The sequence below is a fragment of the Halomonas sp. SIMBA_159 genome (assembly GCF_046536035.1).
Classification (GTDB): domain Bacteria; phylum Pseudomonadota; class Gammaproteobacteria; order Pseudomonadales; family Halomonadaceae; genus Vreelandella; species Vreelandella venusta_A.
Genome location: NZ_JAWJBT010000004.1, coordinates 162334 through 187500, shown reverse-complemented (window position 1 = coordinate 187500; position 25167 = coordinate 162334). Strand labels below are relative to the sequence as shown.

Below are 25167 nucleotides of genomic sequence, written 5' to 3'. Positions count from 1 at the left end.
GTTTAGTTTGCTAGAATGCGCGGCCGCTCTGAATCTATCGGATCAAGCGGCTAACCGGTTAGCAGTTTTTTCACACCCGTATGCGGTGCCTGGCAATGGATCAGGTGGCGGCATATAGCTTACGAGGCTCAAGATGAAACAAGGTATCCACCCGAATTACAACACGGTCACCGCCAACTGTTCTTGCGGTGCAAGCTTCCAGGTCGGTTCTACCTCTGGTCAGGACTTCTCTCTGGACGTGTGCTCCAACTGCCACCCTTTCTACACGGGTAAGCAGAAGCAAGCGACCACTGGTGGCCGCGTAGAACGCTTCAACAAGCGTTTCGGCGCTGCAGTCAAGCGCGGCTAATCCTCACGGATTTAGCCTATCGCAGGCACACACTGTGCTCTGTGCAAAAGCCCACGCCATGGCGTGGGCTTTTTGTCCCTAAGGGGCTACCCTTTTTATTTGCTTCATTTTATTAGCGCTCCTGCTACCTGAGTGTGTTGCCACTTGCGAACTGCACGTTGCTTAACGTGTTGCTTCTCTAGCGCGGTCCTTTTCCTGCCTCTTGTTATCTTTTCCACAGGGTGTTTGCGCCAACGGGGTGTGGATAACCTCTGTTGTTCGTATTGGAATTTATTTCCAAAAATACTGCGCTGCATCAATAAGGAAACCTTTATAGCTGATGGCTGGATGCATAAGTTGCAGCAAATAACGTGGAAAAGTTCCGAAATTGAGGGGAATGTAGCTAAAACGGTCGTTTCGTAGGTAAGTTTACTACGTGCTTGAGGCGCCTAGGTTTTTTCTATATTCTGATACAACTTTTCTACTTTAGGCTGATGAGACCTTAACTATGACGGATGCAAATAAGCAGGCAGCTTTGGATTATCACGCGAAACCGATCCCCGGTAAGCTTTCCGTGGAGTTGACCAAGCCCACCGCGACAGCGCGGGATTTGGCGCTAGCGTATAGCCCAGGCGTCGCTGAACCGGTTCGCGAAATCGCTCGCGAAGCGGAAAATGCGTACCGTTATACCGGCAAAGGTAACCTAGTCGCGGTTATTTCAGATGGCAGCGCTATTCTTGGTCTGGGTAACCTTGGCCCGCTGGCCAGTAAGCCGGTGATGGAAGGCAAAGGCGTGCTGTTCAAGTGCTTTGCGGGCATTAACTCCGTCGATATCGAAGTAGATGCCGAAAACCCGCAGGCGTTTATCGACACCGTTGCCCGTATTGCCGATACCTGGGGCGGCATTAACCTGGAAGATATCAAAGCGCCTGAGTGCTTTGAGATCGAAAAAGCGTTAGTTGAGCGCTGCAGCATTCCTGTTTTTCACGATGACCAGCACGGCACGGCGATTGTGACCGCTGCGGGTATGCTTAACGCGCTGGATATCGCGGGCAAGCGCATCGAAGACGTGAAAATCGTCTGCATGGGCGCCGGGGCGGCGGCTATCGCTTGTATGCGCCTGTTGATCTCTTGTGGTGCCAAGAAAGAGAACCTGGTCATGCTGGATCGTCGTGGCGTCATTCACACTGACCGTGACGGCATCAACGAGTACAAGGCAGAGTTTGCCCGTGATACCGACATGCGCACGCTGGACGACGCTATCGACGGCGCGGACGTGTTTATCGGTCTTTCTGGCCCGGGCCTGCTCTCTGCGGATCAGGTGAAGAAGATGGCCGCTGACCCGGTGATTTTCGCCTGCACCAACCCCGACCCGGAAATTCACCCGGACGTAGCCCGCGAAGCGCGCCCGGATGTGATCATGGCCACCGGCCGTTCGGACTTCCCGAACCAGGTGAACAACGTGCTGGGCTTCCCGTTCATCTTCCGCGGTGCGTTGGATGTGCGCGCAACGCGCATTAACGAAGCCATGAAGCTGGCCGCCGTTCACGCGCTTAAAGACCTGGCCCGGGAGCCGGTGCCCCAGGAAGTGCTGAACGCCTACGAGCGTACCGAGATGAGCTTTGGCCGCGAATACATCATTCCCACCCCGGTGGATATCCGCCTGCTGGCGCGTGTGTCATCAGCAGTGGCCCAGGCAGCGGTCGACTCCGGTGTGGCCCGCAAGCCGTACCCGGCTCATTACCCGCTGAAAACTATTAATGATGTGTATGGTGGGTAATTAACAAGGTTACTTAGTTGTACTGACCGATGTTTTGCAACGCCCGCTTAATGCGGGCGTTGCTGTTTTTAGGGGTGTTCAGAGCAGAGGTTCAAGACTGCGGATAGCGTACCAATCCCTCCTGCGCCGTCGAGGCGACTAAACGCCCATCACGGCGATAAATATGGCCCCTCGCCAAGCCCCGTGCGCCGCCTGTCCAGGGGGAGTCGATGGCGTAGAGCAGCCACTCATCCAGCCGTGTATCTTCGTGCAGCCAAATCGCATGGTCGAGACTGGCAATGCGCAGTTTGGGGTCGGTGTACTTGATACCGTGGGGAATCAGCCCGGTGGTCAGCAGATTGAAATCTGACGCATAAGAGAGCAGGTGACGATGCAGCGCCGGGTCATCCGGTAGCGGCCCACCGGCAAAGCGGAACCACAGGCACTGGCCAGCGGGTGACGCGCTGTCCGGGTTATCCTTCAAGTGTAAAAACTCGATAGGGTGGCCGGGGAAGCGCGCGTGCTTGGCGTCGCCGCTCTCGATAAGCGCTTCAGGCGTGGGCACTTGTGGCATGGCCCGCTGATGGTTGATGCTCTCTTCAGCGCTCTGAAAAGAAGCGCTGCAGAAAAAGATCGGTCGCCCTTTTTGAATGGCGGTGACGCGGCGAGTGGTAAAGCTGCCGCCGTCGCGAATGGTATCGACTTGGTACACCACCGGGCGGTGCGGGTCACCAGGGCGCAAAAAATAGCCGTGCTGGGAGTGCGGGCGGCGCTCATCCGGCACCGTGCGCGCCGCGGCGGCAAGCGCTTGGCCCAGAACCTGGCCGCCATACAGTTGGGGAAAGCCCAAATCTTGGCTCTGGCCGCGAAATAGCGTCTCTTCAAGAGGCTCAAGCTCTAACAAGTTGACCAGTGACTTCAGCGCGTCGTTCATTCTCTGTATCCTTGGTGCTGTCTGTTTTCCCGCCGATGATTGCAAGCGCACCCAGTGCGGCCATCACGCTATTAAAACGATCGTTTTGCTACCTTAGCGGAGTTTGCCTTGTTACGCAGCGATGAATTTTACATGCACCGTGCCATGGACCAAGCGCACCTGGCGTTTGCCGCTGGCGAAGTGCCTGTGGGGGCCGTGGTGGTCGATGCCCATGGCGAGGTAGTTGGTGCAGGCCATAATGCGCCGCTGGCAAGCTGCGACCCCAGCGGGCATGCCGAAGTGCGTGCCCTGCGCGAGGCGGGGCAGCGGCTGGGCAACTACCGTTTAGAAGGCTGCACGCTGTTTGTGACGCTAGAGCCTTGCATGATGTGCGCAGGCACCATGGTGCATGCCCGTATTGCGCGACTGGTGTATGGCGCGGCCGAGCCGCGCACCGGCATGGTGGAGTCAAAAGCGAATCTGCTGGCCCAGCCTTGGTTTAACCACCACATCGCGGTGACCGGCGGCGTGCTGGCTGCTCCGGCCAAAAGGCTGCTTAAGCAGTTTTTCGCTGACAAGCGCTAGCTCAGGGGCGTGCTACTGATCGATAGGGGGCACGATATCGAACAGCAGCAGCGGCTCCTCGCTGGTGGGTGCCTGCTCTAGCTGGAAAAACTGCTGTCGGCTGCGCTCTACATACTCAATCATCTCGTAGTAACGGCGGATGTTACGCACATAGATGACCGGCTCACCGCCACGGGCATAGCCGTGGCGGGTTTGGCTATGCCACTCTCGCTCCTGTAAGAGCGGGAGCGCCGCACGAACGTCTTGCCAGCTATCCGGGTCGCCGCCGCGCAGCTCGGCAATCTTACGAGCATCGTAAAGATGTCCAAGGCCTACATTATAAGAGGCCATCGCCATATAGAGGCGGTCATCCCCGGTAATGCTGTCTGGAAGCCGGTCTTTAATACTGCGCAGGTAGCGCGCACCGCCATCAATACTCTGTGCGGCATCGGTGCGGTCGGCTACGCCCATCTCACTGGCGGTGGGGTTGGTCAGCATCATTAGGCCGCGAACTCCGGTGGGCGACACGGCGGTTGGGTCCCAATGCGACTCCTGATACCCAACGGCGGCCAGCAGCTTCCAGTCAAAGCCGGTTTCGCGGGCGGCCTGTTTAAATAGCTCGGTATAGCCGGGCAGGCGTTCATCAAGATGGGCGAGAAACGTCCGAGTGCCCACGTACTCAAGATAGTCATCGTGGCCAAAGTAGCGGCTTACCAACTGCTCCAGAGTGCCGTTCTCTTGCAGCTCTTGAAGAAATTGATTGGCAGCCTCTAATAATCCAAGCCCGCGGCCGCTAGGCACGGCCCATGCCAGAGAGAGTGGCTCGCCTAAAAAGAAGCCGCGCTCGACGTTAGGGAAAAACAGCCTATTTAAGCGGAACTGATGATCAAAAATAATCGCCGCATCCAGAGTGCCGCTCTCTACCCGTGCCAGCAGTTCGGCCACTTCAAGCTCGTGAGACTCTTTCCAAGTAAGGCTGGGGTAGTCACGTTGTAGAGCAAGCAGCGCTTGGCTGGTGCCCGCTTCGCTTAGCGTGCCCAGCTCCAGGCCCACGAGATCTGCCGGTTCATCGATACCGTTGAGTCCGCGGCGATACACCACCAGCGGCTGCATCTGAATGATAGAGCGGGTGTAGTGAATGCCCGGTGAATCCGCCAGCAGGGGGAGGGCGGCGGCGCCTAGGTCGCCCTGCTCGCGCACGGCGGGTAGTACGCTCTCCGGGTGGTGGCTCGCGTTCAGGTTGAGGCTGATTCCCAGGTAATCCGCAAAGCGGTGCATCAGCTCATACTCAAAGCCGGTCGGCCCCTGGCGGCCTTCGTAATAGGTAGTGGGTGTGTTGCGAGTATGAATAGTGATGAACTCTTTTGCGTTAATTTGCGCTAAATGTTCACCGCTTGGTACCAACGAACTGCGCGGCACCAAAATAAGCAAAAGTGTCGCGATCATCGCGAAATACGCCCGGTAATAGGCGATAAAATGTTGGTAAATCAATGTCGGCATGATGTCTTGTCAACATGGAACAGTCTGCCACGATACCCAGCCTGATAGCCGCTGTCACCTTGTTGATTTCGTGTGGCCGTCGCTTTCCAGTATCATAGCGGGATTGCCGCTTTGCGGCCCGGTGATTTCCTGCTCGAACTCTCCCTGCTTTAGAGGCTCCCAGATATGCTCGAACTGCGAGGCGCACCCGCCCTTTCTGCCTTCCGCCATGAACGGCTGTTAACGGTGTTGCGTGACCGTGTTCCGGAGGTGGAGGCGCTGTCTGCCCATTACGTCCACTTCATTGACCACCACGAAGAGCTCGATCATGCCGCCCAGGAGCGGTTGGCGAAACTGCTGGAGTACGGCAGCCAAGACAGCCAAGAGATTCCCGACAACGCCCAGCGCTTTTTGGTCGTCCCGCGTTTAGGCACCCAGTCACCGTGGTCCTCTAAAGCAACCGACATTGCCCACAACTGCGGGCTTAGCCAGATCAGCCGCATTGAACGTGGCATTGATTACCGCGTAGAGCTGCGCGGCGCACCCAGCACAGAACAGCTGGAAGCGATTAGCACGCTGCTGCATGACCGCATGACCGAACATGTACTGGCCGACGTAGCAGAGGCGGGCAAACTGTTCGCCCACCACTCGCCTGCGCCCCTTGGCAGCGTGGATATTTTGGAAGGCGGTCGCGACGCTCTTGCCACGGCTAACCGCGAACTTGGCCTTGCGCTGGCAGACGATGAGATCGACTACCTGGTAGCCGCCTTTATCGAGCTAGGCCGCAACCCCAGCGATGTGGAGCTGATGATGTTCGCCCAGGCGAACTCTGAGCACTGTCGCCACAAAATCTTCAATGCAGATTGGGTCATCGATGGCGAAGCCCAGAGCCACTCGCTGTTTAAGATGATCAAGAACACCTTCGCCACGTCACCGGATAACGTGCTCTCTGCGTACAGCGATAACGCGGCGGTGATCAAAGGCAGCCACGGTGGCCGCTTCTTCCCCACGCCGCTCACCGGTGCCGAGGGCGAGCGTGCCAGCTACGATGCCCACCAAGAGCCGATCCACATTCTGATGAAGGTGGAGACCCACAACCACCCCACGGCGATTGCGCCGTTCCCCGGTGCGGCCACCGGCTCTGGCGGTGAGATTCGGGACGAAGGCGCGACCGGCATCGGTGGCAAGCCAAAAGCAGGCTTGTCCGGCTTTACCGTCTCTAACCTGCGCATTCCTGAATTTGTTCAGCCCTGGGAAGCCTTCGACTACGGCAAGCCCGAGCGCATGCAGTCCGCGCTCAATATCATGCTGGACGGCCCGATTGGCGGTGCCGCGTTCAATAACGAGTTTGGCCGCCCCAACCTGACCGGCTACTTCCGCACCTACGAGCAGGATGCGCTAAGCGAAGACGGCATCGAGCGTCGCGGCTACCACAAGCCGATTATGATTGCCGGCGGTTACGGCAACATTCGTGCTCAGCACGTGCAAAAAGGCGAGATCCCCGTTGGCGGTAAGCTGATCGTGATGGGCGGCCCAGCGATGCTGATTGGCCTGGGCGGCGGTGCGGCGTCCAGCATGGCGTCCGGTGAGTCCAGCGCGGATTTGGATTTCGCCTCTGTGCAGCGGGAAAACCCGGAAATCGAGCGTCGTGCCCAAGAAGTCATCGACCGCTGCTGGGCGCTGGGCGACAACAACCCGATTCGCTTTATCCACGATGTCGGTGCGGGCGGGCTGTCTAACGCCCTGCCGGAGTTGGTCAAAGACGGCAACCGTGGCGGTCTGTTTGACCTGCGCGCGGTGCCCAACGCCGAGCCGGGCATGAGCCCGCTGGAAATCTGGTGTAACGAAGCCCAGGAGCGCTACGTACTGGCAGTGGCACCTGAAGACTTGGATACCTTCGACGCGCTGTGCAAGCGCGAGCGCTGCCCCTACGCGGTAGTGGGCGAAGCCCAGGCGGAGCACCACCTGGAAGTGCGCGATGGCCACTTCGAGACCAAGCCGGTCGATCTACCCATGAGCGTGCTGTTTGGCAAGCCGCCGAAGATGACTCGTTCGTTTGAGCGCCAAACGCCCGAACTCTCTGGCGTCATGCTGGATAACCTGGACCTGCGCGAAGCGATGGACCGGGTGCTGCGCCTGCCCACGGTGGCCTCGAAAAGCTTCCTGATCACCATCGGCGACCGTTCCATCACCGGCCAAGTGGCTCGCGATCAGATGGTAGGGCCCTGGCAGGTGCCGGTGGCCGACGTCGCGGTCACCACCGCAAGCTTCGACACCCACGCCGGTGAAGCCATGGCCATGGGTGAGCGCCCGCCGGTGGCGCTGATTAATCCTGCCGCCAGCGCACGCTTAGCGGTGGCCGAAGCCATTACCAACCTTGCGGCTGCGCCGATTGCCAAGCTGTCGGATATCAAGCTCTCTGCTAACTGGATGAGCGCTGCTGACCACCCCGGTGAAAACCAGGCGCTGTACGACGCCGTTCATGCCGTGGGTATGGAGCTTTGCCCGGCGCTGGGTATTGCCGTGCCGGTGGGCAAGGACTCCATGTCCATGCGCACCGCGTGGCAAGAGGGCGATGATGCCGAAGAGAAGAGCATTACCTCGCCGTTGTCGCTGGTGGTGACCGGATTTGCACCGGTGACCGACGCGCTAGCGACGCTGACGCCGCAGATCAACCTGGAGCAGGATGAGTCTGATCTGATCTTGATCGACCTGGGGAACGGCCAGAACCGTCTTGGCGGCTCGGCGCTGGCGCAGGTGTACGGCCAGGTGGGCGACGCGTGCCCGGATGTGGACGACCCAGAAGATCTGAAAGCGTTTTTCGAAGTGATCCAAGGTCTGAACCGCGACGGTAAGCTGCTGGCCTACCACGACCGCAGCGACGGCGGCCTGCTGGTCACCCTGCTGGAAATGGCGTTTGCCGGTCACGCCGGGCTTGAGATCAAGCTCGACTGGCTGATCGATGAGCCGGTGGAAGCTTTTAATGCGCTCTTCTCCGAAGAGCTGGGCGCGGTGATTCAGGTCAATCGTCAGCACACCGAAGAGGTGCTGACCCAGTTCGCCATGGCGGGTATCGAAACCTGCGGCGTGATTGCTCGCCCGCGTTACGATGACCAAGTACGTGTAACGCTGTTCGAAGAGCCGCTGCTGGAGACCACTCGTCAGCTAACCCAGCGCACCTGGTCCGAGACCAGCTACCGCATGCAGGCGCTACGGGATAACCCGGAATGTGCGAAAAACGAGTTCGACAACCTGCTCGACGTGCGCGATCCGGGCCTTAGCGCCGCACCGACCTTCGATATCAACGACGATATCAGCGCGCCCTTTATCAACACCACCAAGCCAGCGGTGGCCGTGCTGCGTGAGCAGGGCGTTAACGGCCAGGTAGAGATGGCCTGGGCCTTCCACAAAGCGGGCTTTGACGCGGTGGATGTGCACATGAGCGACATCCTCGAAGGCCGTGTCTCCCTGGAGGAGTTCAAAGGCTTAGTGGCCTGTGGCGGTTTCTCCTACGGCGACGTGCTGGGCGCAGGCGGCGGCTGGGCCAAATCAGTGCTATTCAACGAGCGCGCCCGCGAGCAGTTTGAAGCCTTCTTCACCCGTGATGACAGCTTCTCGCTGGGCGTGTGTAACGGCTGCCAGATGCTCTCGCAGCTTAAAACGCTGATCCCCGGTGCAGAAAATTGGCCTGCCTTTGTGCGCAACGAGTCCGAGCAGTTTGAGGCCCGCGTTGCGATGGCACGGGTAGAGAAGAGCCCCTCGATTCTACTGGCGGGCATGGAAGGCTCCAAGCTGCCTATCGCCGTTGCTCACGGGGAGGGCCGCGCCGAGTTCCGCGACACGGCGCACCTGCGCAGCATGCAGTCGAGCAGCCAAATTGCCCTGCGCTACATCGACAACTACGGTCAGGTCACTACGCGCTACCCGGCCAACCCCAACGGCTCGCCGTCGGGCATTACCGGCCTGACCACGCCGGATGGCCGCGTGACGATCATGATGCCGCACCCCGAGCGGGTGACCCGCGCGGTCACCAACTCCTGGCGTCCGGCGGAGTGGACCGAAGATGGTGCGTGGCTGCGCCTGTTCCGCAATGCGCGGGTATGGCTGGGCTAATGTCATGTGATCAACCCGAAAGGTGATGGATGACACATCCTGAAAAGGCGGCCTCTGGGCCGCCTTTCTTGGCTAACGCGGCAGCGCCTTCGCTGCGCCCCTATCAAACCGAGGCGGTAAAGCGGGTAGTCAGCCACTTTCGCGCCACCAGCGCTCCCGCCGTGGTGGTGCTGCCGACGGGCAGCGGCAAGTCGCTGGTGATCGCTGAACTGGCGAGACTCGCCCGTGGGCGGGTGCTGGTGTTGGCCCACGTGCGCGAGCTGGTGGAGCAGAACCACGCCAAGTACCAAGCGTACGGCTTGGAGGCGGATATCTTCAGCGCTGGGTTAAAGCGCAAAGAGGCCAGTCGCCAAGTGGTGTTTGGCTCGGTGCAGTCGGTGGTGCGTAACCTGGAGCAGTTCAACGACGCCAGCTTTACTCTGCTGGTGATCGACGAGTGCCATCGGGTATCGCTGGAGGAGGACTCCAGCTATCGGCAGGTGATCGAGCACCTGCGGAGCCAGAACCCGCAGCTAAAAATCCTCGGCCTAACCGCCACCCCGTTTCGTTTGGGGCAGGGTTTTATCTACCACCGCCACCACCACGGAATGGTGCGCGGTTCAGAAGAGAGCTTTTTTGCCGACTGTGTGTTTGAACAGCCGCTGCGCCTGATGGTCAAGCAGGGCTTTTTGGCCGCGCCCAAGCGGCTGGATATGGCTATTGAGGGGTACGACTTCTCGGCGCTTGCGCCCTCGTCCAGCGGTCTGTTTCGTGAGGAGGAACTCAACCGCGTGGTGGCGGGCAGCCGCGCGACACCGGGCATCATTGCCCAGGTAGTGGATTACGCCGCCGACCGCCAGGGGGTGATGATTTTCGCCGCGACGGTGGCCCACGCCGAAGAGATCATGGGCTACCTGCCCGCCGAGCAGGCCGCGCTGATTACCGGTGCGACGGCCTCGGCCGAGCGCACCGCGCTGATCGATGCGTTTAAAGCGCGCCAGTTAAAGTATTTGGTCAACGTGGCGGTGTTGACCACCGGCTTCGATGCCCCCCACGTCGATCTGATCGCGATTCTGCGGCCCACCGAGTCGGTCAGCCTGTATCAGCAGATTGTGGGTCGCGGGCTGCGCCTCTCGCCGGGCAAAGAGGAGTGCTTGGTTCTCGACTATGCGGGCAACCCGTGGGACCTCTACGCCCCGGAAGTAGGCGAGCCCAAGCCGGATAGCGATAGCGAACCGGTGCAGGTAGCCTGCCCGGACTGCGGTCACGCGAACCTGTTCTGGGGCAAGCGCGACGGCGAGCTGGTGATTGAACACTTCGGCCGCCGCTGCCAGGGGCTGATTGAGGATGACGCAGGGCGCCGCCGCCAGTGCGAGTTTCGCTTTCGCTTCAAAGTATGCGACGAGTGCGGCGCTGAGAACGATATTGCCGCCCGCCGCTGCCATGGCTGCGAGAAGCTGCTGGTGGACGCCGACGACAAGCTTAAGGATGCGCTGAAGCTAAAAGATGCCAAGGTGCTGCGCGTCAGCGGCATGCATTTGGAAGCAACCACCAATGGCCGTGGCCTGCCGCGCCTAAAAGCCACTTACCACGATGAAGATGGCGAAAACCTGAGCGAATGGTTTGCCTTAGAAACCCCGGCCCAGCGCCGCGCGTTTTATGCCGTTTTTTTACGTGCCCACCTGCGCGCGCCAGGCGGTCAATGGCAACCGACGACGCCTGATGAGGTCGTCAACGAGCAGCGCCGATTGCGCCACCCGGATTTTGTGGTGGGGCGAAAGGTAGGCCGACACTTTCAAATCCGCGATAAGCTGTTTGATTATCAAGGGCGCTATCGTAAAGCCGCCGATGCTGGCTAGATGCCGCGCTGAAAGCACGCTGTTACACTGCTGTTTTCCCACTCATCAATGAAGGATTCGACCCGCGTGAGCGAGACGCCAAGCGCAGCGCCAGACCAAGACCAAGACGTGGCGGAAGCTACTGCCGAGCCGGTGGTGGAGGCGCTTGGGCGTCTGTTTGATGAGCCCATCATGCAGCTACCGGAAGACCTTTATATTCCACCCGAAGCGCTGCGGGTCTTTCTGGAAGCCTTCGAAGGGCCGCTGGATCTGTTGCTGTATTTAATTCGTCGCCAGAATCTGGATATTCTGACCATCAACGTGGCCACCATTACCCACCAGTACATTGAGTACGTGGAGCTGATGAAAGCCATGGAGATTGAGCTGGCGGGTGAGTACCTGCTAATGGCTGCCATGCTGGCGGAGATTAAATCCCGGACGTTGCTGCCACGCCCGCCGAAAGCGGAAGGCGAGGAGGAGGAGGACCCCCGCGCCGAGCTGATTCGTCGCTTACAGGAGTACGAGCGCCTGAAAGAGGCCGCCGAGGCGCTGGATACGCTGCCCCGAGTAGGCCGGGACTGGTTCAGCGTACAGGCGGGCTTACCGCCGTTGGAAACGCGGGTGATCCATCCCGATGTGGAGCTTAATGAGCTGCTGGGAGCGCTGTCCGATATTCTCAAGCGCGCCGAGCTGGCCCAGGCCCACCAGATCAGCCGGGAAGTGCTTTCCACCCGCGAGCGTATGCTGAAAATCATGGAGCAGCTCAGCCAGGATGGAGCGAGCGGTCGCTACACCCCTTTTGAAGCGCTGTTTGCCCTGGAAGAGGGTAAGGCCGGTGTAGTCGTGACCTTTATGGCTATTTTAGAGCTGGCCAAAGAAGCCATGATTGAGATTGTCCAAAACGCACCGCTGTCGCCCATTCACGTGCGTGCCCGCCAAGCGGCGCTGGCCGATGAGGAAGAGGGCGCTTTCGAGCGCTTGGAAGAGGAGCAGGGCGATGCCGCCTCGGCATTTGAAGAGTCTGCGTTTGAACCTGACGAGGAGTCGCGGTGAGAGACACCACGTTAGACGATATTATTGAAGCGGCGCTGTTGGCGGCGGGTGAGCCGCTGCCGGTTGAGCGCCTGGAAACACTATTTTTGGCCGATGAGTGCCCTTCCCGCAAAGCGTTGAGGGAGGCGCTTTCACGGTTAGCGCTGCGCCACGATAACGGCGCGCTCGAACTGGTCGAGACCGCCTCTGGCTTTCAGCTACGCATTCGCCCACGCTTGGCCCACTGGGTCTCGCGGCTGTGGGACGAACGGCCTCAGCGCTACTCTCGAGCACTCTTGGAAACGCTGGCGCTAATTGCCTACCGCCAACCGGTGACTCGGGGTGATATCGAAGATGTGCGCGGTGTGAGCGTCAGCAGTTCGATTATTCGCACGCTGATGGAGCGCGGCTGGATACGCGTGGTGGGCCACCGGGACGTGCCGGGCCGCCCGGCGGTCTATGCCACCACGCGCAGCTTTTTGGATGACTTCGGGCTGAAAACCCTGGATGCGCTGCCGCCCATGCATACCCTGGTCAACGGTGATGATCGCGAAGAGCTTTCTCTGGAGGAGGCATCATCCGAACAAAACCCGCCGTCAGCACTGGACGAAACGGTGCAAAGCGTGCAGGATGCGCCACCCCAGAAAGATGAGAATACGTCGGCAGAGAGTGCCGACCACCACGCCGAGACGGCGTTAACCCAGCCGCTCAGCTTTGCCGATTTAGAGGCACGGCTAGCGGCACGTGCGCAGCGTCAACATGAGGACGCTGGCACGCAGACCAACGATGTGAGGTCAGACGACCATGAGTGAAAGTAATAACACCACGCCGCCTACCAGCGAAAAACTGCAGAAAGTGCTGGCCCGTGCGGGCCTTGGCTCCCGCCGTGAAATGGAAACCGCCATTTCCGACGGCCGCGTGAAGGTGAATAGCCAAGTGGCCAAGCTGGGCGACCGAGTGGAAGCGCGGGATAAGGTCAGCTTTGATGACCGCCCTGTGACGCTGCGCCCAGAAGAGGAAGTGCCGCGTCGGGTCATTATGTACAACAAGCCGGAAGGCGAGCTGTGCACCCGCAAAGACCCGGAAGGCCGTCGCACGGTCTTTGAGCGCCTACCGCGCCTGAAAGGCGAGCGCTGGATTGCGATTGGCCGCTTGGACATCAACACCAGCGGTTTGCTGCTGTTCACCACCGACGGTGAGCTGGCCAACCGCTTGATGCACCCCTCTACCCAGGTAGAGCGTGAGTACGCGGTGCGGGTCATGGGCGACGTCAAGCGCGAGCATATCGTTGCGATGGTCGACGGTGTGATGCTGGAAGATGGCCCGGCGCGCTTTACCGACGTACAGGAGTTTGGTGGCGAAGGCATCAACACCTGGTTCCACGTGGTGATTCTGGAAGGCCGCAACCGTGAAGTGCGCCGCCTGTGGGAGTCCCAGGGGCTTACCGTTAGCCGCCTGAAGCGCGTTCGCTACGGCAACATCTTCCTCGACAAGCGGGCGAAAGCCGGTGAGTGGGTCGAGCTCTCTCAGGATGAGGTAGATGACTTAGCGACGCTGGCCAACCTGGAAACCCGCAAAGTGCCTGAGCTGACGCCAGACGAGAAGAACCGCTGGAGCCGCGACAAGCATAAGCGTCGTCCGGTGCAGGCGATGCGCAAGCCGAAACCGAAGCGCAGTTAAGCTAGGCGCGGTTCAAGCAGTGCGCTCTGCACGGGGTAAGGCTTTTTTGGCACCGTGCAGAGCAGTAGATGTAGACGAAAGATAAAAAAGGGCTTGCTATTCACAAGCCGTATCCGTACTATATGCATCCGTTCGGACGGGTCGTTAGCTCAGTTGGTAGAGCAGTTGACTTTTAATCAATTGGTCGTAGGTTCGAATCCTACACGACCCACCATCCGAAATAAGCAAACGCATCAGGTAGTAGTTTCACCAATGCTTTGTTTTCAATATGTGTTTTGATGTGAGTTAGTGTAGTATTTGCTAGTCGTTTTTGATTAGCGCAGCAAAATTTGGGTCGTTAGCTCAGTTGGTAGAGCAGTTGACTTTTAATCAATTGGTCGTAGGTTCGAATCCTACACGACCCACCAAATTTAACGCCCTTGGTAGCTTGCTGCCAGGGGCGTTTTGCTATGCACGTTTTGCCGCGCTGCAGCGTGACTTTCTGCTTGCAGCGGGCAACGATTGTCCACCACAATATGATGACAATAACGTGATTGCCACGGTGGTACAGTGGTGAGACGCGTAGTGAGAAGCATAGTTAGAAGAATAGTTAGAAGCATAGTGAAAAACGTATTGGTTAACGCATAATCGATAGATCGTTTGGCTGCCGAAGATGTCACGGCAGCCCTGGCTCTAAGCGAGCCAGGCTGGTGACGTGCCACCGCGAGAGACGCAGCGGCCGTTGCCCCCGAGTGCGGCGCATGCGGAGCGCATACGCCGTGACTGGTGTTTAACAGGGGGATTCCCTGTTCGTCACAGTGGTAGACACGATGACTATTATGACCTCTCAAGCTGAGCTAGACGCTCCGCTACCAAGCCCGTACTGCCCTGCCCGTATCCCTGCGGAAGATGAAGCGCGAGTGGCTGAAATCAAGCAGTTGCTCAAGGCGAATAACGCCGTTTTGGTAGCGCATTACTACACTGACGATGCCATTCAGCAGCTTGCCGAAGAGACCGGCGGCTGTGTGGCTGACTCTCTGGAAATGGCCCGCTTCGGTGCCCGTCACGATGCCACAACGCTGGTGGTTGCAGGCGTGCGCTTTATGGGCGAAACGGCCAAGATCCTTTCCCCAGAAAAGCGTGTGTTGATGCCTACGCTCGAAGCGACCTGTTCGCTCGATATTGGTTGCCCTATCGATGAGTTCAGCGCCTTCTGCGACGCCCATCCGGACCGTACTGTGGTGGTGTATGCCAACACCTCGGCGGCGGTGAAGGCGCGTGCCGATTGGGTCGTGACCTCTTCGATTGCCGTTGAGGTCATTGAGCATCTGCAGGCGAAGGGTGAAAAGATTTTGTGGGCACCGGATAAGCATCTGGGTGGCTATATTCAGAAAAAAACCGGTGCCGACATGCTGATGTGGGACGGTGCCTGCATCGTGCACGAGGAGTTCAAGGCGAAAGGCATTCAAGACTTGAAGCGTCTGTATCCGGATGCCGCCGTGCTTGCCCACCCGGAGTCGCCGGAGGCTGTTGTGCAGCTGGCCGATGTGGCTGGCTCTACCTCCCAGCTCATCAAAGCAGCCCAAACGCTGCCCAATGAAAAGCTGATTGTGGCCACTGACCGGGGCATTTTCTTCAAGATGCAGCAGGCGGTGCCTGAGAAAACGCTCTTTGAAGCGCCCACAGCAGGCAACGGTGCGACGTGCCGCAGCTGTGCCCACTGCCCCTGGATGGCGATGAACGCGTTGGATAATCTGGCAGGCGCGCTGCGTGAAGGCAGCGGCGAGATCTTTGTTGATGATGCCTTGCGTCAGCAGGCGTTAAAGCCCCTGGAGCGTATGCTGAACTTTAACGCTTAAACATTAGCGCTTAAGTATCAGCGCTTTAACATCAGTACAACGTTTCTGCTGTAAGCCAAAAGCCCGAACGCGATGCGTCGGGCTTTTTTGTATGTTTTGTATGTGCTTCAGGGCGCTAAAACTTCTCTAGCGCCTCTCGGTACTCAAGAAACGCTTCTCTGCGCTGTTCAATGCGCGCTAGTGCCTGAGTGTCGTTTTCCTGCTGGGCGGCGTCTTTGGCAATACTCAACTGTCGAATGCCGCGGTCCACTCGGCCGGTGAGCTGCAGGTGCTCAGCGCGGGCCAGGTGACCCCAGCCGTTAAACCCGCTGCGCCCGGCGGCCTCTGCCAGCAGGTTGAAGCCCTGTGGGCTTTCCGGGTGCTGCGTGGTGATATCACGAAGCAGGTCGTAAGCCGCTGCTGGATCGCGCTGTAGCTGCGCCTCCGCCAGGGTCAGCTGAGCAGGCAGATAGTTAGGCATTAGCCGCAGTAAACGCTGGCTTCGGGAAATGGCCTCATCATAGCGTTGGGCTTCCAGGGCTACATTCGCCGCGGAGGCGGGCAGCATGCCGTAATCAGGAAGCTCGTTGGCAAGCTGGTCGAGGGTTTGCAGTGCGCGGTCGGTTTGGCCATTGTGCGCATCGATGAGTGCGTTGATATAACGCAGCGCAGGCTCCTCGGCATCTTCCTGCGCCAGACGCGAAGCCGCTTGTTGGGGCGTATTGCGGTAAATGCTCAGCAGGGCGCGAGCGCGCATCATGTCGTAGAGCGTATCGCTGGTGTAGCGGCTGGCCACGCTAAGCTGAGAAACCCGCGCTTGGGCGTCGCTCAAGCGGCTATCTGACACAGGGTGAGTCAATAGAAATTCAGGCGGCGTGCCGCCTTGAAGTCGCGAAAGGCGCTGCATGGTATCGAACATGCGTACCATGGCTTCTGGGTCGTAGCCTGCTTCTGCCATGGCCTGCAGGCCAATACGGTCTGCCTCTTGCTCAAAGCGCCGGGAGTAGGCGAGCTGGTCCTGAATAAGCGCTGCCTGAGAGCCCATGGCGGTGGCAATGCCCGCATCGCCGCCGCCGCTGGCAGCAATCAGCATACCGGCTAGCATAGCCGCCATGGCGGGCAGCTGGGTCTGTTCTGCACGAGCGCTGCCACGGGCGTAGTGGCGTTGGGAGAGGTGGCCAAGCTCGTGGGCAATCACTGATACAAAAGCGCCTTCATCTTCGGCAAAGGCAAACAGCCCTGAATTAATGCCCACCACGCCGCCGGGCACCGCAAACGCATTGAGCGAACGGTTATCCACCATCACCGTGGTGGTTTGCAGGCTGCCGAGCTGGCTGTAAGGCGCAAGGCGGGCCACCAGGCTCTCCAGATAGTCGCTAACGATGGGGTCCTGCCACTGGGGGGCCTGAGCGCGGAACTGGCGCAGCCATGCGCGGCCAAGACGAAACTCCTCATTGCTCACCGTCGCCGATGCGCCGCCCAGACTAGGCAACTGATAGTCGTCATAGCTATGGCTTGGCGGGCTGACGCAAAGCACGCCTAGCGACAGCGCTATCGCGCAAGCCCAGCGAGAGTGAACGGGTCTAAAGTGCAGCATGGCATCCCCATGAGTTCTGATAATAAGCGCAGCGAACAACGGTGTGACATTGATTCAGGCAGGGAAGTGCCGTTAAATCAACGTCACGGCGGGCAACGCAAAAAAACAGTTTATGCAACAATGCTGTTGTTATGTAGCCATCGAACGATTTAGCACCACGTAAAGCCGCATTTTGGGGGATAGGGTATGTCTGAGCAAACAGCGTCTGGGTTAGCGGAAGGGGTTCAGCCCGATAGGGTGTTGGACGCCACGGGGTTGCACTGCCCGCTGCCGCTGTTAAAGGCGAAACAGGCACTGGCAGGCCTTGCGCCGGGCCAACTGCTGGAAGTGAGTGCGACCGATGCGGGTGCATGGCGGGATATGGCAGCGTTTACCGAGCTAAGTGACCACGTACTGGAAGCCCGAGTGCAGCGCGGCGAGGTATATGTTTTTTGGATACGTAAAGCAGGGAACTCCCACTCATGACCATGCGCAGCATCCTGAAAAGTTGGGTCGATCGTTACTTTTCAGACGAAGAGGCGTTAATTCTTCTGTTAGTACTGGTGGCAGGGTTTGCTGCCATTATTTGGTTTGGCCGCATGCTGGCGCCTTTCTTCACCGCGCTGGTGTTGGCGTTTTTACTGCAAGGGGTGGTGAGCGCGCTGACGCGACGTCGAGTGCCGCATTTGCTGGCCGTCATTTTGGTGTTTTTGGCATTCGTCAGCGTGCTGCTCACGCTAGCGTTTATCTTGATGCCGCTGATCTGGAATCAGCTGGTCGGACTCGTTCAAGAAACGCCGCGCATGTTTGCCAGCGGCCAGGGGTGGCTAGATCAGCTGCAAGAGCGCTTCCCCAATATCGTGACGCCTGATCAGATGCAGAGCTGGATTGGCGTTGCCGGGCGGGAAATTAGCCAGCTGGGTCAGCGTGCCTTGACGCTCTCGTTGACCTCGCTTGGCAATGTCATGTCGTTGATCATCTATTTGGTGTTAGTGCCGATTTTGGTCTTTTTTATGCTGAAAGATCGTGAGGCGCTGGTGGGCTTTACGCTCTCGCTGCTGCCGCAGAAGCGGACGCTGCTGACGCGCATCTGGCATGAAATGGATCGCCAAATCGCCAATTATATCCGCGGTAAGTCCATCGAGATCGTTATCGTTGGCACGGTGGCGTATATCACGTTCGCGTTTTTTGGCTTGCCCTATACGGCGCTACTGGCCGTGCTGGTCGGTTTTTCCGTATTGGTGCCCTACATTGGCGCGGCGGTGGCCACCATCCCCGTGGCGGCGGTAGCGGGCTTCCATTTCGGTATTAGCGAGCAATTTGTCTACGTTTTAGTGGCCTACGGCGTGCTGCAGGCACTGGATGGCAACGTACTGGCCCCCGTGTTGTTCTCAGAAACCAACAATATCCACCCGGTCTCCATTATCGTGGCGGTACTGTTCTTTGGCGGCATTTGGGGATTTTGGGGCGTGTTTTTCGCCATTCCGCTGGCGACCCTGCTCAAAGCCTTAGTGTATGCGTGGCCAAGGGGGATGGAAGAGCGAAACGCGTATGTATCGCCTCCGACGCTTAAACAGGATTAGTGGTGGCTGTGGCTGTGCCCTATCGTTGGGCACAGCCAAGGGCATGCCTACTTGTTATTGAGTGCCTGGGCAGCGGCCAGTACTTCTTCCGCATGGCCGGGCACTTTAACGCCGCGCCACTCCTGAGCAAGCTTGCCGTCGCGGTCAACCAGGAAGGTGCTGCGCTCGACGCCTAAATGCTCTTTGCCGTACATCTTCTTAAGTTTGATCACGTCAAATAGCTGGCAGACGGTTTCGTCTTTGTCGGAAATCAGTTCAAAATTGAAATCCTGCTTGGTTTTGAAGTTTTCCTGGGCGCGAAGTCCATCGCGAGATACACCGATCACTACAGTATTGGCGGCATCGAAGGCGGCTTTGCGATCACGGAAGTCGCCGCCCTCAGTGGTGCAGCCTGGGGTGCTGGCCTTGGGGTAGAAGTAGATCACCACCTGCTGACCGCGTAGTTCAGACAGCGTGATGGTGGTATCCCCTGTAGCCGTAGCGGAAAAATCAGGGATAGGCTGGCCGAGTTCGATAGGCATAATAGCTCCTAAATAGGGGTGACTTTCATGACAAATTACACGTAAGCACAGCGCCCCTGTCAAAGCGGATTCTCTACGTTAAGCAAACTCGCAGCGCTTTACGCTGTACAGGTTCGAATCGCCTGAGTACCATTTGCTGTTTGTGGGCAGGGGTGATCGCGCTCCTTCAAGGTATCTGCGCCGCGTCTTAACTCAATGTACGTCATTGCATCCTGCGTGGCAGCTTGATTTCAACTTTTTGCAGGTGAGGAAAATACGGATGATCACAGGCAGCATTGTCGCCCTGGCGACGCCGATGAAGGTCAATGGCGACATCGACTGGGAGGCGCTTCGTCGTCTGGTGAACTTCCACCTCGATAATGGCACCGATGCCATCGTCGCTGCGGGCACCACGGGTGAGCCCACCACTATGTCTTTTGCTGAGCACTTTGATGTGATTCGCAGCGTGGTGGAAGAGGTGAATGGCCGCATTCCGGTGATTGCCGGTACGGGGGCGAACGCCACCTCTGAAGCGGTTGAGCTGGCGCGTTATGCCAGCGAAGTAGGCGCTGACTACTGCCTCTCCGTGTGCCCCTACTACAACAAGCCCACCCAGGAAGGCCTGTACCAGCACTTTAAAGCGGTGGCTGAAGGTAGCAAGCTGCCGGTTATCCTATATAACGTGCCGAGCCGCACCTGCTCTGATCTCTATAACGAGACGGTGGTGCGGTTAGCGGAAGTGAACAATATTATCGGCCTGAAAGACGCCACCGGGAACCTTGAGCGCGCAGAGGATCTAATCTCACGCTTGAAAGGCAGCGACTTCATGCTCTACTCCGGTGATGACGCAACGGCGTGCGATTTCATGCTGATGGGCGGCCATGGCGATATCTCCGTTACAGCGAACGTTGCCCCTAAAGCCATGCACGACCTGTGCGCCGCTGCGGTGGCGGGGGATGCCGACAAGGCCCACCAAATCAATACGCGCCTGATGCCGTTGCACACTAACTTAGGCATCGAGTCTAACCCCATTCCCGTAAAGTGGGCGTTGAACCGCATGGGTTACATGGACGCCGGCATTCGTCTGCCGCTGACGTGGCTATCAGAGAAATACCACGGCACGGTGAGCGAAGCGCTGCAGCTAGCGGGCGTCGTAGAGGAGTAACCCCCGGCGCTACGAATCTTTTGCTACCCGGACATGGCGTGTCCTGCCGGGTAACTGACCTGTTGACTGTTAAGGTGGCTTGATGAGCTCTGTGCTTGAACAACGTGCGCTTAAATGGATACCGCTGGCACTCGCAGCCGCTGTGACACTGGCAGGCTGCGCGCGCGATGGTTACTACCACGACCGCAACTTGGACTACACCGAAGCGGCTCCTGCGCCGCCCCTCGTGCTGCCTGAAACCCGTAACACCCAACGCTACCAGGATGCTATGCCGGTCCCTCAGGTAGCGATGCAGGGCACGCAGCTGGACGAACCGGAAGAAATAGCGCCGCCGCAGTCGCTCGCGATTGGCAGTGGGTTAGAGCCTGAGTACGTTGAGCGCCGTCAGGTGGGTGGCCAAAGCTGGCTAGTGGTTGCCGCAGACCCCGGTACCGTTTGGCCGCAGCTGGAGGCGTTCGTGCGTAGCCGTCAGCTAGGTGTTCAAGAGAGTAGCGCCACCCAAGGCGTGATTGTGACCTCACAAGCGACGCTGCGTTTGCAAAGCGCCCTGCGCGCGGGCAGCAGCGAAATACGCTGTGACCAAGGTGGTCAGAGAGTAGAGAGCTGTTTGGCCGCGTTAGAGCAGTATCTGGGGGCGCGTAGCGCCACAGCAAGCTCCTCATCTTGGACCGCACAGCGCCTTGCCAGCGAGCAAACGCTGCAAATGCGTCAGCAGGGTGACGAATGGGAAGTCGTGATTCCGCAGCCCATCGACCGTGTTTGGGCCGAGCTGAACCACTACCTATCGCTTGATTTCACCCAAGAAGGGCAGCGCGACCTGCTTGCGACGTCCGCTGATAACTACGAGTTCTTGGTGGAGTACATGACGGAAACTGAGCGTGGGCGCAACCCGCTGCAGATCGTCTTTAGCCCTGATGTTCGTCGCATGTCGCAGCAGATTCGCCTAGCGCTTGAGCCCAACGGTGACCAGACCGTGCTGCGTGCTATCAACGCCAGCGAGCGTAGTTTTAGCGCTGATGATCAGCGCGAGTTGCTTGAGCGTGTCTCCGGCTACTTACGTTAACCCTTTGACTCTCACTCTCTCACGGAGCCTCCATGGAAAAGCGCCAAGAACTCTATGCCGGCAAGGCAAAATCCGTCTACACCACTGACGATCCTGACCTGCTGGTACTGCACTTTCGTGATGATACCAGCGCTTTTGATGGTAAAAAGAAAGAGGCGCTCGCCCGTAAAGGGATGGTGAACAACATTTTCAACGCCTTCATCATGGAGCGTTTGGAAGAGGGCGGTATCCCCACGCATTTTGAGAAGCAGCTTTCTAATAACGAAAGCCTGGTCAAAAAAATGCAGATGATCCCGGTAGAGTGCGTGGTGCGTAACATTGCCGCTGGCGGTTTGGTGAAGCGTCTGGGCGTGGAAGAAGGCATTATGCTCAACCCGCCGACCTTTGAGTTGTTCCTCAAGAACGACGAGAAGGGCGACCCGATGATCAACGAGTCGCTGGCGGAAACCTTTGGCTGGGCAACCCCCGAGCAACTCGCCAAGATGAAGACGCTGACCTTTAAAGTGAACCACATCCTCAAACAGCTGTTCGCGGAAGGCGATATGCTGCTGGTTGATTACAAGCTTGAGTTCGGTGTGTTCAACGGCGAAGTAGTGTTGGGCGACGAGTTCTCGCCAGACGGCTGCCGTTTGTGGGATGCCAACACCCGCGAGAAGCTGGATAAAGACCGCTTCCGCCAGGGGTTGGGTGGCGTGATTGAAGCCTACGAAGAAGTGGGTCGCCGCCTGGGTATTACCTTTCCCGCCTAACGTGTTTCGTTAGCCAGTGGGTCGATTGCCACCACCTTCAAGGTGGTGGCGTCGTTTTCAAAGAGAGTTGTTTGTACCGCCTGGAATTTCACGTCCACATCTCTCAACCGCACCCCGTAAATGCGCTCGCTTTGCCCTTCTCGCTGGTAAGCCGGGCGAGGATCTTGGCCTAACACCTGCTCAATCAGCGCATGAAGCGAGGAGCCGTCAGCGCGAGCGGCAAGGCTGGCCTGGGCGGCCTGGCTAAAGCTCACGGGCAGCAGTGAGGGCGCGCTGGGGGCAAACCCGGCCCGTGCGTCGGGCTTTGCTTCGGCCCACGGCAGGTAGGGTTTGATATCGACCACCGGCGTGCCGTTGACCAAATCGCAGCCTGCCAAGTGCAGGCTTACCCCTTGCCGGGTATCGATATTCGCCAGTTCGATCAACGAGAGCCCGAGCCGATTAGGGCGATGGGTGCTACGGCTGGCAAACACGCCGACTTTGCGGTTGCCGCCCAGGCGTGGTGGACGCACCAAAGGCGTCCAGCGAGTTGGGCTTTGATGAAAGATAAACGTCACCCATAGATGGCTAAACTCTTCCAAGCCCCGTACGGTGAGAGGATCGTTAAACGGCGGTGTCAGCACTAATCGCGCATTGGCAGCTGGTGCGAGCCCTGGCTGGCGGGGAACGCCGAATTTGTCCGGGTAATCGCTGATGATATGGCCAATGGGTGTCAGCGCGAATGACGCGCTGTCGGAGTTATCGTGCATAGCACTGCCTTGTAGACGCTGGCCGTGGCCAACGTGATCAATGAAATCGGGGTCTTTTGTAACGTAGCGATGAGTATAAAATAGCCTGCTGGCGACAGACAGTCAGACGTTCTTTGCCAGCCGCGAAATCCCATTGAGGCGAAGCATGTTAAAAACCAACGAACGCGAATCAGCGCCTACACCGACGGCACGAGTGACCTATCGCGCGGCGCTGGCGCGAGATGCCGGAGATCAGGCCGAAGTGTTTTACCATGCGGTCATGCAGGGGGCGGCTGCCCACTACGGGCTGGATGAGCGCCTTGCCTGGGCGAATGCGCTGCCCCGCGAGGCAAGCGCTTGGGCCGCACGCCAAGCGCTTTACACAACCCTAGTGGCCGCGTGTGATGGCCGCTGCGTGGGCTTTTTAGAACTCAATATCAGCGCAGGACGTATTGAAACCCTCTACGTGTGGCCGTCATTAGCGGGTCGCGGCATTGGGACAACGCTGCTGATCCATGCCGAGCGCATCCTGCTGGAACATGGCGTGTCTCAGGTGGAAATTGAAGCAAGCCTCGTGCTTTTTGAGCGCCTGCAGCGCCGAGGTTTCGATAACCTCGGCGAGCAGTGGGTGGAACGCAGCGGCGAAATGCTGCGCCGCTATCGGCTGGTGAAACAGCTCAGCGCGGTAGAAACCTAACGACTAAACGTTAAAGGTTTGCGTGATGCGCATCGACAGGTCGATGGATTTGACGTCTTTCGTCAGCGCGCCGCTGGAGATGCAGTCGACCCCCGTGTCGGCAATCGCTCTCAGCTTAGAGTCATCCACGTTGCCAGAGGCTTCCAGCGTGGCACGGCCGCCGTTGATTTCCACCGCTACGTGGAGGTCTTCAATGGCGAAATTGTCCAGCATCACGATGTCGGCACCCGCCGCTAGCGCCTGGTCTAACTCTTCAAAGGTTTCGACTTCCACTTCCACCGGCAGGTCGCTGGCGACTTTACGGGCCTGTGCTACCGCCGCCTGAATACCGCCACAGGCGGCGATGTGGTTCTCTTTGATCAAGAACGCATCCCACAAGCCTATGCGATGGTTGTGCCCGCCGCCGCAGGTTACGGCGTATTTTTGCGCCAATCGCATGCCGGGGAGCGTTTTGCGGGTATCGAGCAGACGCACGCCGGTGCCTTCGATTAAATCTACGTAGCGGCGCGTGGCGGTGGCAGTGGCCGATAGCGTTTGCAGCATATTAAGCGCTGCGCGTTCACCGGTCAGCAGGCTGCGGGCCGGGCCTTCTAGCTCTAAAAAGCACTGGTCAGCGTCTAACGCGTCGCCATCGGCTGCCTGCCAGCGCAGCGTGACGCGGCTATCCAAGAGACGAAAGATTTCGTCGACCCAGGCAACGCCGCAGAGTACGGCGGGTTCGCGGGTAATCACTTTAGCGGTTGCCCACTGGTTCTCGGGGATTAACTGAGCCGTGATATCTCCCGTGCCAACGTCTTCGGCCAGCAGGCGGGCGGCACAAGCATGCGTCTCTTCAGCAAGAGCAGGTTGATAATCCATAGCGGTGAGTTCTCTGGGCGTTATCTTCGGTGACGGGCATTATAGTGAAACAGAGCGCGAACGTAGAGGAGCGTATTGGCAATGAACAGAGAAATCGTGGCAGGGCAGTGGCCCCAAGCACGGCAAGTGCGATCACCCAATCAAGATGCGCGCCCCCATCAAGAGGTGTCGCTGCTGCTACTGCATGCCATCAGCCTGCCGCCTGGGCAGTTCTCAGGCGATGCCATTGAAGCGCTGTTTACCAATCGTCTGGACCCCAGTGCGCACCCCTTTTTTGCGCAAATAGCCCATCTACGCGTGTCGGCGCACTTCTTGATTCGCCGCGATGGCCAATGCCTGCAGTTTGTCGATACCGACCAGCGTGCTTGGCACGCAGGGCGCTCCTACTGGTGGGATGCGGCGAGATCCTCCTGGCGTTCTGCACTGAATGATTTTTCAGTCGGCATTGAGCTTGAGGGCGATGATCAAACGCCCTTTACCAAGGCGCAGTATGACTCCTTAGTGGCCATAACGTGGGCCTTAATGGCGCGCTACCCAGCGTTAACGGAAGAGCGAATCACTAGTCACGCCAAAGTAGCGCCGCTGCGCAAAACCGATCCAGGACCTGCCTTTGATTGGGCCTACTTTCGCCAGCGATTGGCAGCCTTCCGCGTTTGATTAGCAATTGAGTAGGTTAAAAACACGGTTTAAGTGGTTCTGATGACAGACAATAAAACGGTAGTTTAACTACATTCAGAGGGCGTTAG

The 25167-nt window shown here is 58.5% G+C and carries 22 protein-coding genes and 2 tRNA genes; 18 read left to right on the top strand and 6 right to left on the bottom strand.

Features of this window, described 5'->3' with window-relative positions; translation table 11 throughout:
- Window positions 1–133 precede the first annotated feature (133 nt).
- Together rpmE and R0J87_RS04195 are read left to right on the top strand one after the other, a co-directional pair.
- Complete coding sequence (gene rpmE / locus R0J87_RS04200; RefSeq protein ID WP_106373773.1) at window positions 134–349, top strand: 50S ribosomal protein L31; 216 nt, start codon at window positions 134–136, stop codon at window positions 347–349.
- A 487-nt stretch (window positions 350–836) separates the two neighbouring features.
- The gene (locus R0J87_RS04195) at window positions 837–2108 is read left to right on the top strand and encodes a malic enzyme-like NAD(P)-binding protein (RefSeq protein ID WP_498884539.1); all 1272 of its coding nucleotides are present in this window, start codon (window positions 837–839) and stop codon (window positions 2106–2108) included.
- 91 nt (window positions 2109–2199) lie between these two features.
- Here the strand turns inward: R0J87_RS04195 and R0J87_RS04190 are convergent, their stop codons facing one another.
- Window positions 2200–3021: an acyl-CoA thioesterase gene (locus R0J87_RS04190; protein ID WP_498884537.1), complete on the bottom strand. Its 822-nt coding sequence runs from the start codon at window positions 3019–3021 to the stop codon at window positions 2200–2202.
- A 108-nt stretch (window positions 3022–3129) separates the two neighbouring features.
- Here R0J87_RS04190 and tadA point away from each other — a divergent pair, with 108 nt between their 5' ends.
- On the top strand, window positions 3130–3585 hold the full coding sequence (gene tadA, locus R0J87_RS04185; RefSeq protein WP_498884535.1) for a tRNA adenosine(34) deaminase TadA: 456 nt from the start codon (window positions 3130–3132) through the stop codon (window positions 3583–3585).
- A 12-nt stretch (window positions 3586–3597) separates the two neighbouring features.
- On the opposite strand, the gene mltF is transcribed toward tadA, so the two are convergent.
- On the bottom strand, window positions 3598–5064 hold the full coding sequence (mltF, locus tag R0J87_RS04180) for a membrane-bound lytic murein transglycosylase MltF (RefSeq protein WP_498884533.1): 1467 nt from the start codon (window positions 5062–5064) through the stop codon (window positions 3598–3600).
- 165 nt (window positions 5065–5229) lie between these two features.
- Here mltF and purL point away from each other — a divergent pair, with 165 nt between their 5' ends.
- The 8 genes from purL (at window position 5230) to nadA (ending at window position 15523) form a co-directional block, all read left to right on the top strand.
- Window positions 5230–9156, top strand: a complete 3927-nt coding sequence (purL, locus tag R0J87_RS04175) for a phosphoribosylformylglycinamidine synthase (protein ID WP_498884531.1) — start codon at window positions 5230–5232, stop codon at window positions 9154–9156.
- Window positions 9157–9185: 29 nt separating this feature from the next.
- On the top strand, window positions 9186–10994 hold the full coding sequence (gene radD, locus R0J87_RS04170; protein ID WP_498884529.1) for a DNA repair helicase RadD: 1809 nt from the start codon (window positions 9186–9188) through the stop codon (window positions 10992–10994).
- Window positions 10995–11060: 66 nt separating this feature from the next.
- Window positions 11061–12026 carry a segregation and condensation protein A gene (locus R0J87_RS04165; protein WP_498884528.1) on the top strand — a complete coding sequence of 322 codons (966 nt, stop codon included), beginning with the start codon at window positions 11061–11063 and terminating at the stop codon, window positions 12024–12026.
- Window positions 12023–12817, top strand: a complete 795-nt coding sequence (scpB, locus tag R0J87_RS04160) for an SMC-Scp complex subunit ScpB (protein WP_498884527.1) — start codon at window positions 12023–12025, stop codon at window positions 12815–12817. Before R0J87_RS04165 ends, scpB begins: the two co-directional genes overlap by 4 nt.
- Window positions 12810–13685 carry a 23S rRNA pseudouridine(2605) synthase RluB gene (rluB, locus tag R0J87_RS04155; RefSeq protein WP_404343403.1) on the top strand — a complete coding sequence of 292 codons (876 nt, stop codon included), beginning with the start codon at window positions 12810–12812 and terminating at the stop codon, window positions 13683–13685. The genes scpB and rluB overlap by 8 nt, the downstream gene beginning before the upstream one ends.
- A 138-nt stretch (window positions 13686–13823) precedes the next feature.
- Window positions 13824–13899 (top strand) — tRNA-Lys (locus tag R0J87_RS04150).
- Between the two features lie 117 nt (window positions 13900–14016).
- A tRNA-Lys gene (locus R0J87_RS04145) sits at window positions 14017–14092 on the top strand.
- A 402-nt stretch (window positions 14093–14494) separates the two neighbouring features.
- Entirely contained in the window at window positions 14495–15523 is a 1029-nt protein-coding gene (nadA, locus tag R0J87_RS04140; protein WP_498884526.1) for a quinolinate synthase NadA, read from the top strand.
- Window positions 15524–15638: 115 nt separating this feature from the next.
- On the opposite strand, the gene R0J87_RS04135 is transcribed toward nadA, so the two are convergent.
- Window positions 15639–17099, bottom strand: a complete 1461-nt coding sequence (locus tag R0J87_RS04135; RefSeq protein ID WP_404343399.1) for a M48 family metalloprotease — start codon at window positions 17097–17099, stop codon at window positions 15639–15641.
- Between the two features lie 186 nt (window positions 17100–17285).
- On the opposite strand from R0J87_RS04135, the gene R0J87_RS04130 reads away from it, so the two are divergent.
- Both R0J87_RS04130 and R0J87_RS04125 read left to right on the top strand, forming a co-directional pair.
- Window positions 17286–17564, top strand: a complete 279-nt coding sequence (locus R0J87_RS04130) for a sulfurtransferase TusA family protein (protein WP_404343397.1) — start codon at window positions 17286–17288, stop codon at window positions 17562–17564.
- Window positions 17561–18661, top strand: coding sequence for an AI-2E family transporter (locus R0J87_RS04125; RefSeq protein WP_404343395.1), 1101 nt, complete (start codon window positions 17561–17563; stop codon window positions 18659–18661). Before R0J87_RS04130 ends, R0J87_RS04125 begins: the two co-directional genes overlap by 4 nt.
- Window positions 18662–18708: 47 nt before the next feature.
- On the opposite strand, the gene R0J87_RS04120 is transcribed toward R0J87_RS04125, so the two are convergent.
- Window positions 18709–19182 carry a peroxiredoxin gene (locus tag R0J87_RS04120; RefSeq protein WP_404343393.1) on the bottom strand — a complete coding sequence of 158 codons (474 nt, stop codon included), beginning with the start codon at window positions 19180–19182 and terminating at the stop codon, window positions 18709–18711.
- A gap of 259 nt (window positions 19183–19441) precedes the next feature.
- On the opposite strand from R0J87_RS04120, the gene dapA reads away from it, so the two are divergent.
- From dapA to purC, 3 genes are all read left to right on the top strand, one after another.
- Window positions 19442–20326: a 4-hydroxy-tetrahydrodipicolinate synthase gene (gene dapA, locus R0J87_RS04115; protein WP_404343391.1), complete on the top strand. Its 885-nt coding sequence runs from the start codon at window positions 19442–19444 to the stop codon at window positions 20324–20326.
- Window positions 20327–20408: 82 nt separating this feature from the next.
- The gene (locus tag R0J87_RS04110; RefSeq protein ID WP_498884525.1) at window positions 20409–21389 is read left to right on the top strand and encodes a lipoprotein, NlpB; all 981 of its coding nucleotides are present in this window, start codon (window positions 20409–20411) and stop codon (window positions 21387–21389) included.
- A gap of 32 nt (window positions 21390–21421) precedes the next feature.
- Window positions 21422–22138, top strand: a complete 717-nt coding sequence (gene purC, locus R0J87_RS04105) for a phosphoribosylaminoimidazolesuccinocarboxamide synthase (RefSeq protein ID WP_498884524.1) — start codon at window positions 21422–21424, stop codon at window positions 22136–22138.
- On the opposite strand, the gene tsaA is transcribed toward purC, so the two are convergent.
- Window positions 22135–22887, bottom strand: a complete 753-nt coding sequence (tsaA, locus tag R0J87_RS04100; protein WP_498884523.1) for a tRNA (N6-threonylcarbamoyladenosine(37)-N6)-methyltransferase TrmO — start codon at window positions 22885–22887, stop codon at window positions 22135–22137. The genes purC and tsaA overlap by 4 nt on opposite strands.
- A gap of 145 nt (window positions 22888–23032) precedes the next feature.
- Here tsaA and R0J87_RS04095 point away from each other — a divergent pair, with 145 nt between their 5' ends.
- Window positions 23033–23563: a GNAT family N-acetyltransferase gene (locus tag R0J87_RS04095; RefSeq protein ID WP_404343383.1), complete on the top strand. Its 531-nt coding sequence runs from the start codon at window positions 23033–23035 to the stop codon at window positions 23561–23563.
- Window positions 23564–23566: 3 nt separating this feature from the next.
- Here R0J87_RS04095 and nadC read toward each other — a convergent pair whose 3' ends face one another.
- Window positions 23567–24421, bottom strand: a complete 855-nt coding sequence (gene nadC / locus R0J87_RS04090) for a carboxylating nicotinate-nucleotide diphosphorylase (RefSeq protein WP_498884521.1) — start codon at window positions 24419–24421, stop codon at window positions 23567–23569.
- Window positions 24422–24502: 81 nt separating this feature from the next.
- On the opposite strand from nadC, the gene ampD reads away from it, so the two are divergent.
- Window positions 24503–25078, top strand: coding sequence for a 1,6-anhydro-N-acetylmuramyl-L-alanine amidase AmpD (gene ampD / locus R0J87_RS04085; RefSeq protein ID WP_498884520.1), 576 nt, complete (start codon window positions 24503–24505; stop codon window positions 25076–25078).
- Window positions 25079–25167: the final 89 nt, after the last annotated feature.